General features: G+C 44.3%; 4 protein-coding genes. 2 read left to right on the top strand and 2 right to left on the bottom strand.

Annotation, left to right across the window (positions count from 1 at the left end):
* Window positions 1-155: 155 nt before the first annotated feature.
* Together IX95_RS21675 and IX95_RS21670 are read right to left on the bottom strand one after the other, a co-directional pair.
* Window positions 156-917, bottom strand: a complete 762-nt coding sequence (locus IX95_RS21675) for a substrate-binding periplasmic protein (protein ID WP_038163969.1) — start codon at window positions 915-917, stop codon at window positions 156-158.
* Window positions 914-1696: a substrate-binding periplasmic protein gene (locus IX95_RS21670; protein ID WP_038163968.1), complete on the bottom strand. Its 783-nt coding sequence runs from the start codon at window positions 1694-1696 to the stop codon at window positions 914-916. The genes IX95_RS21675 and IX95_RS21670 overlap by 4 nt, the downstream gene beginning before the upstream one ends.
* 430 nt (window positions 1697-2126) lie before the next feature.
* Here IX95_RS21670 and IX95_RS21665 point away from each other — a divergent pair, with 430 nt between their 5' ends.
* Entirely contained in the window at window positions 2127-2747 is a 621-nt protein-coding gene (locus tag IX95_RS21665; protein WP_051912633.1) for a hypothetical protein, read from the top strand.
* 678 nt (window positions 2748-3425) lie between these two features.
* Window positions 3426-5051 carry a methyl-accepting chemotaxis protein gene (locus tag IX95_RS21655; protein ID WP_051912631.1) on the top strand — a complete coding sequence of 542 codons (1626 nt, stop codon included), beginning with the start codon at window positions 3426-3428 and terminating at the stop codon, window positions 5049-5051.
* Window positions 5052-5220: the final 169 nt, after the last annotated feature.

The raw sequence follows: 5220 nt of genomic DNA, 5'->3' as shown, positions 1-5220 counted from the left end.
CCGGAATTTGTTGACCACTACACTATATACAATGCCTTATAGGGAGAGTTGTGCATGTTAAAATACTATTTCTTAGCGGATAGCGGTGAGTTTGATATCCGTAGCTGCTTGTCTAAAGCCACAATGGTTTCGGTAGTAATAAGTCACTTCGGCCATCAAAAATACTTGTCAATGATACGTTGATAGATCGTCGGCGATCCATCTCCGCTGATTTTTAAACTATTCAAAGCCTGCTGCAATCGCTCCAACCTTCGGCTCTCTATTGCTGTGTTATACGAGTAATACAGTTCGCCTTCAACGAGTGTATACACAGCTTTGAAATCCTCTTGCGGAAGGTGTGTTTGACTTATCCACCAACGAGCCACATTTTCTTCATAAGCAATATAATTAAGTTGATTTGAATGCAAAGCATCAACTAACTCCCTGACATCGTCGGTTCTCACGAGATTGCCAACGGGAAATCCTGCATTAATAAGACTTTCTTCGCCAATATCCTTTCTGACTACCCCAATCTGACTTGAAAACAACGAGTATATATTTTTGATAGGAGCTGTAGAGTTTGTTGTGAGAATGACCACTTTCGTTTCGATAATGGGACCTACCCATTGAAAGTCATTTTCTCTGGTGTTGGTTCGGGTTGTTGAAAAGACAGCATGCCCCTCTTTTTTTTGGGCTGTCTTGTAAGCCCGGCGCCAAGGAAGAATTTTGATTGAAGAAACCCGAAGAGGAAGTCCAGCTAACTGGTGCATCTCCGTCAGCAGCTCGACAGAGAGCCCTTTTAACTCTCCGTTCCTTGAGTAGTTATAGGGTGGGTACTCCTCTGTCACATATTGTATTTCATTCTGCGCAGTGACGTGGGGACTCATTGCCCAGGCAACAATAAACACTAACACTAATGAGAGATACCTGATACTCATTCTAACTTACCTTGCACCCGATATTTTTTCATGAGATGGAGGTACTCGGGACTTCCCGTAAAGCCTTCGACATGTGCCCAGAATAATTGGGCCAGAGGTTCATTTTTCTCATAAAATGTCTTTGTAAAAGCCAGATACGATGACTGGTCTAGAACAGGAAGGGCCACTTTTTCAACGTTACCGAAGAAAGGGGTTGTTGAAAGGAGTTCATCATTAATACTTTCTAGTCCTACCCAACCACCTAAGCGGCCTTTACTGAGCAGTTCAAGCCCTTTACGCGCATCACTGACCTCTCGAACATCAAGCCCTTGATAACGTAAACTATCCACCACAGCATAGCGGGTGACGGTACCTATAGCGCCTTGTAGGTCATGGATGTCCCCTTCATGGTTGTAGACGTGGGTCCCTTTTCGTCTGTATAAAAAGTATCGTTGACGTTTGAGGTACTTCGCTTTATCTGGTTGCTCACCGACCATAGGGTAAGCCAAATACACCGCTCTCTCTGCTTTATAGCTGGCATGAAAGACGGCGTCGACCCGATTATTCTTTGCCATGCTCAGCACTCTCGACCAAGGTGCTCGTTTAAAAACCACTTCAAGCCCTAAATGCTCCGCGATGTGAGTGAGAGTTTCTATTGTCACCCCAGGCCTGTCCTTATCCGGTACCGTTCCAGTCCCCACAATATAAGGGGGGAACGCATCATTTGAATATGCGATGACAATCGTCTGACTGTTGGTACTAAAGGATAAAAGTGCTAGCAGACTCCATAAAAATTTCATTACGCAGCCCTTTGAAAGTTGATGCCTAAGGTGTATTTTAGTCAACTTCCGCCATATGTGCCGATTTTCACACCTGCCTAACCAGACTTTGAAGTTAATAATCGCGCGAGTAATAAAGCGACGGTTTATTTTTTGGTGAAAAAATTGGACGACATTAAAAAATAGACTAAGCTGTAGGCAGTATGAAGATGATAATCATACACCTGTCGCCTAATATTTTGAGCGCCCTTAGGGCGCTTTTTCTTTTCAAATAACGGGGACAAAAAGGGGGGGGCGGGTTCCATCAGTTGTGTTCTCAGTAGGTCGGCTTTAAAAGCACGTTACGTTTTGGCGGATGAAATAATCCTACACTCTTTCAATAAATGAAAGACTATATATCAAGGTAGAGGCACTGCCTGCCTCTGCATAGCCTTGAACTGAGGAAGCCGTCATGCATATTCACTATGTTATTGAAGCGATGAATGTCCAGACTGACCCGCTTTCCGCCACACTCACTCAGCAGTGGCAATCCGTTTTAATTGGTCTAGAAAAACAAGGGTTGGATGAACTTGCCAGAGCTAGGCGAGCCATTCACTGGGTGGACTACCTCACTGCAGAAGATTTGAGAAACCGTTTATTGATTGCTCAAGTTCCTCAGGTGATTCACGCTCTGTCCACTTCCATGACACTCTTGACATGGCGTCGGTGCATTAATGAAGAAAAACGGGGGATGGTGTATTCTCGCTTCACTCCCGCTTTGCCAGATAATATTATCAGTCGTCACCAAACAAAGGCGCTGAGAGTGGTCGATGGGGAAACCAGGGCGCTGTCCTCTCCGTCTTTGAGCCGATGTTTACTTAGTGGTGATACGATTACACCTTTGGACGGCATCCTCTTTTTTCAATGTAAGCAGTTGGCTTTCCATATGGCTTGTTTCAAACAATATGCTCCCCAGATGCACATATCCACGTTGCCAGTGATGGTTTCAGACACATTGACAGGCACCACTAGAGCAATGACCTCGTATCAGGTGACATTTAATGACGAAACCTCCTCCTTTAGCCAAAGGTGAAAGGTGGCAGCTTCAAGCACTCTCCTAGAGTCGCAGAGGTTATACTGAGCATGACGAATATAAACACATAATATTGACTGGCAAATCAAGAAAAAGCCGCTATAGTTAACTCTGATGTCGTGCTTTACGCATATCACTCATACAACTTAGATAATATGGCTTTGCGCTCGCTTCCGAGCGCTTTTTTTTGAAGGTGGGCTGGCAAGCATGGCTATCTCCATCTACACTGAAAAGGAATAAGTTAGTTTCGTACTTTTTTGACTCCTTTTTAGTTAGTGGCGCGCCCTTCGGGGCGCAATTTTTCATCATGCAGTTCAAACCTCTCACCTAGTTCACAAAATAGTACCTTCGCTCACAAAATATCTTGGAAAATCAACGAACTCTCGTTATTTTTGTTCAGCTAACGTTAAACCTAACGACACCTAGCATTTTTATCACATATATTGTAACTGCTTAACGATACACGCTCTTATCCCTAAAGAGCGTTTTTTTTGTCTTGTGAAAAGGTGAATGGACGTCAAAGCTCAGCTCCTTTAGTGCCCCCCTCTCTGTTTCTTTGGTAGGTTGCTGCGATGTATCTACACTTAAAGTTAACGATGAAAATGGCATTCATGTATTTTTATCTCGATATCACCGAGCATGGTGAATAGTCTGAATATGTTAAAAAAGGTAGCTCTAATGAAAACGTTTAAAAATTGGGCCATCGCCACTAAGCTTTATAGCGTCTTGGCCATCATGGTTGTGATGTTACTCTCGCTTGGGCTTTTGGGTCTTTACGAAGCCGATGCTATCAATCAACGAGTCAATAATCTCTACACTCAAGAGTTGGTTCCGTTAGAAACCGTGGAAGACATGAAATCTTCTCTTTACAGGATAAGAGACAGAGCTGGTCGCCACTTGAGAGAAACAGATCGACAGAGTATCCATGAAGACAAAATAAAAGAGCAAAGGGCTCGCCTTAATAAGAATGAATCCAGTTACAGGGAATCCCGTTTGAGCCGCACTGAAATGGAGTTTATGGAGACGTACAAAAAAAACGCTTCAACTTACTTTGATTTATTGAATCGAAAAATCATCCCTCTTAGTCGAGAAGGAGATTTAAATGCGGCTGAGGTGGTTTTTTATGGTGACGCCCAAACGGCTTTTCGTCAGGCCCGTGAAGCCGTCAATCAATTAGCGGATTACCAAGTGAAACGTGCGGCTAAGCGACATAGTAATGCTCAGTTGGCCTACGAAAGTATGCTGCGCTCCACACTCACTATCATTGTACTAAGTATGGTGCTGGCAGGTCTTGCAGGGTGGTATTTAGTGCGCAGTATCACGCACCCTGTGTATGCAATGCGAGATGTTTTAGAGCAGTTGGATAAAGGCGACCTGACTCACCAAGTGTATTACCAGTCAGAAGATGAGATTGGTCAGATGGCTTCCAGTTTAAATACCAGCATTGCTTCTCAGAGAGAGCTCATCGGCAGTGTGGTTGACACAGTAAATAGAGTGGCGTCTTCTGGGGAAGAATTGTCTTCTATCACCCACAAAGCAGGAGAGACGATTAAGGAGCAACGCCATCTCACAGAGCAAGTCTCAACTGCCATGAATGAAATGATGGTCACGGTACAAGATGTCGCAACCAATATTGCAGATGCATCTAACGCTTCCAATGAAGCCAGTGCCCAGACTGACGAAGGCGACCGAGTCGTCCTTCAAACAATGGACGAAATTGATAAACTGTCTAGCCAAGTGGAAGAGTCCGCTAAGGCCATTAATGACGTTGAGCAACACAGTAACGAAATTAATACCGTTTTGGATGTCATCAAGGGCATCGCTGAGCAAACTAATCTTCTTGCGCTCAATGCGGCCATTGAAGCGGCCCGGGCGGGTGAGCAAGGACGTGGTTTTGCGGTGGTGGCTGATGAGGTCCGCACGTTAGCAAGCCGCACTCAGAAGTCGACAGAAGAAATTAATACCATGATTGAGAAACTGCAATCGGGAGCAAGAGAGGCCGTTACCGTGATGAGCGAGAGCTTATCTCAAACTCAATCAGCAGTGAAGTATGCCGCTCAGTCAGGTGAGGCCCTCAAAACCATTGCAAATGCGGTAGAAAAAATTAAGCAAATGAGTGAGCAGATAGCACGTTCAGCCGATCATCAAGCCTCGGTCTCAAAAGAGATTAACCATCATATTATTTCGATTAGTGAAATGGCGAGCATTACCGCAGATGGTGCGACACAAACATCTGCAGCCAGCGAGGAGCTCTCTCAGATGAGTAGCCACTTACAAGGCTTGGTCACTAATTTTAAATACTAATAAGGGATGGTTCGTCAGGAGTGGTATTTAAGTTGAGAAAAAAGCGCCCTTTGCAGGGCGCGAAACTAACTAAAAGGTAGTCAAATGTACTAAGTTAAGTACTTGTCCCATTTAAACTTTAGTATGGTTTTTGGTTTGTGCCAGAATTGTAGTGGTCAACAAATTCCGG

Source organism: Vibrio sp. B183 (genome assembly GCF_000740665.1).
Lineage (GTDB): Bacteria > Pseudomonadota > Gammaproteobacteria > Enterobacterales > Vibrionaceae > Vibrio > Vibrio coralliilyticus.
The sequence above is the reverse complement of the archived record's forward strand: the minus strand, read 5'-3'. Positions and strand labels throughout refer to the sequence as shown.

Excerpts from the sequence above, each read along its gene's own strand:
- IX95_RS21675 (WP_038163969.1), bottom strand. The coding sequence starts at position 917 with ATGAGTATCAGGTATCTCTCATTAGTGTTAGTGTTTATTGTTGCCTGG.
- IX95_RS21670 (WP_038163968.1), bottom strand. The coding sequence starts at position 1,696 with ATGAAATTTTTATGGAGTCTGCTAGCACTTTTATCCTTTAGTACCAAC.
- IX95_RS21665 (WP_051912633.1), top strand. The coding sequence starts at position 2,127 with ATGCATATTCACTATGTTATTGAAGCGATGAATGTCCAGACTGACCCG.
- IX95_RS21655 (WP_051912631.1), top strand. The coding sequence starts at position 3,426 with ATGAAAACGTTTAAAAATTGGGCCATCGCCACTAAGCTTTATAGCGTC.